A 1828-nucleotide genomic window follows, 5' to 3' on the forward strand; every position below is an offset into this window, starting at 1 on the left:
GGCGGGTCAGGCGGCGGGGCTCGCCGCTCCCCTCCCCCGCCGCCTGACCCGCCGGTCAGAGGTACGCGTCGAGCAGGGCGAGCACCGCCGCCGGGTCCTCGATGTGCGCGTTGTGGCCCAGGCCGGGCAGGGTGGCGACCGGGACGCCCAGTTCCTTGAGCTGCGCGTCGGTCACCATCGGGTCCTGCTCGCCACGGGCCAGCAGTACGGGGACGTCGACGGCGGCGAGCAGCGCCGGCAGCCGGGGTTCCCCCACCGCGAAGGCGGGCGGGTCCATGGCCAGCCGCCACCGGCCGTCCTCGCGGCGCAGCCCCGCCTCCACCACGGGGTGGTCGGGGGCGAACAGCCCGGCCAGCCCGGAGACCCGCAGGTAGCGGCGGGCCGCCTCGTCCCGGGTGGCGAACCAGGTCACCGGGCGGGCGGCCAGCTCGCGGGCCTTCTCCAGGTCGGTCGGGGACCAGACGGCCTTGATGCCGAGCCCGACCACCGCGTCGACGGGCAGGCGGCGGGACCGCGCGGCCAGCACCAGCGCCACCACCCCGCCGAGCGAGTGGCCGAGCAGCACGAGCCGGTCGCGGGGGCCCAGCCGCTCGGCCACCGGGCCCAGTCCCTCGACCACCCGCCGGGCCAGGGCGTCGAAGGAGTATTCCGGCAGCGGGGGCGACCAGCCGTGCCCGGCCAGGTCGGGGGCGAGCCAGCGCCCCGCCCAGTGGCGCTCCAGCAGCGGCGCCCAGGGCAGCCACACCTCACCGGTGGCGCCCATGCCGTGCAGCAACAGCAGATGGCGGGTACCCGTCGCGTCGCCCATAGGGCGCAGTGTGCCACCGGACGGACACGACGCGCGAGAGCACCCGGCACGACGACGTCGGGCACCGGCTCGGTGGAGCCGGTGCCCGACGGGGAGAGGTGCGATCAGGCGGAGTAGCCGCGCGTGGCAGCCCAGTTCGCCAGGTCGATGGTGCTGACCCAGTACGCGGGCAGCGCCGGGTTCGCCGAGTCGGCGATCCGGACGGTCCGGCCGTCGTTCTTGTAGCCGACCACCGCGATGTAGTGGCCGCCCGGGAAGGAGTGCCAGCCACCGTCGGTGTCGGTGGCGTCGCCGGCCACGTTGACCACCACGCCCCGGCCGTCGGTGATGGCCTTGACCACGTCCGCCTGGAGCTGGTCCATCTCGGCCGGGCTCGCCGAGCCGCCGAACATGTGGGTCCGGTACGGGTTGCCCTTGACCATCTGGTTCAGGCCCCGGGTGGTGTCCTCGGCCGAGTTGGTGCCGCTCTCGGTGGTGCCGAGCGGGCCGGCCATCGCTTCCTGGGTGGTCTCGACGCCGCTGGCGCTGAGCGCGTTCCGGACCGCGGCCGGGCCGCAGTTCCAGTACTGGTTCTGCGCCTCGTAGTCGTAGTCGAGGACCTTGGTCGACGGCGGCTTCGGCTTCGCCTTCGGGCTGGTGTCCGGGTCGGTGGTGGCCTTGGCCGCGGCCTTCGCGGCCGACGGCGACGCGCTCGGCGAGACGGACGGCGCCGGGAGGGCGGCCCGGGCCTCGCCCCGGCTGGCGACCTCACCGAGCCGCGAGCCGAGCTCGGCGACCGCGGCGGTGTTCTCCTGGTGGACCGGGGCCTCGTCGGTCGCGGTGAGGGCGGTGCCGGCGCCGCCGGCCAGCACGAGCGCCGCGGCCGAGCCGGCGATGATCTGGTACGGGCGCTCGGTCACGAGACGCCGCAGCTGACGCTTCAGGTGATGCTTCACGGGTTCCTCCACGGGAGCGTGCGCGGCAGACACCGGCCCCACGCGCGGAGGAGCTCACGCGCGCTGGCGGGGCGGCGGGTCGCCG

Annotated in this window: 2 protein-coding genes; both read right to left on the reverse strand. The window is 75.8% G+C overall.

Annotated features, from left to right (window positions below; translation table 11 throughout):
- Window positions 1-55: 55 nt before the first annotated feature.
- Window positions 56-808 carry an alpha/beta fold hydrolase gene (locus F8274_RS30540; RefSeq protein WP_151465849.1) on the reverse strand — a complete coding sequence of 251 codons (753 nt, stop codon included), beginning with the start codon at window positions 806-808 and terminating at the stop codon, window positions 56-58.
- A gap of 104 nt (window positions 809-912) precedes the next feature.
- Window positions 913-1755: a C39 family peptidase gene (locus F8274_RS30545; protein ID WP_192580058.1), complete on the reverse strand. Its 843-nt coding sequence runs from the start codon at window positions 1753-1755 to the stop codon at window positions 913-915.
- Window positions 1756-1828 lie beyond the last annotated feature (73 nt).

Source organism: Micromonospora sp. AMSO31t (assembly GCF_008868175.1).
Lineage (GTDB): Bacteria > Actinomycetota > Actinomycetes > Mycobacteriales > Micromonosporaceae > Micromonospora.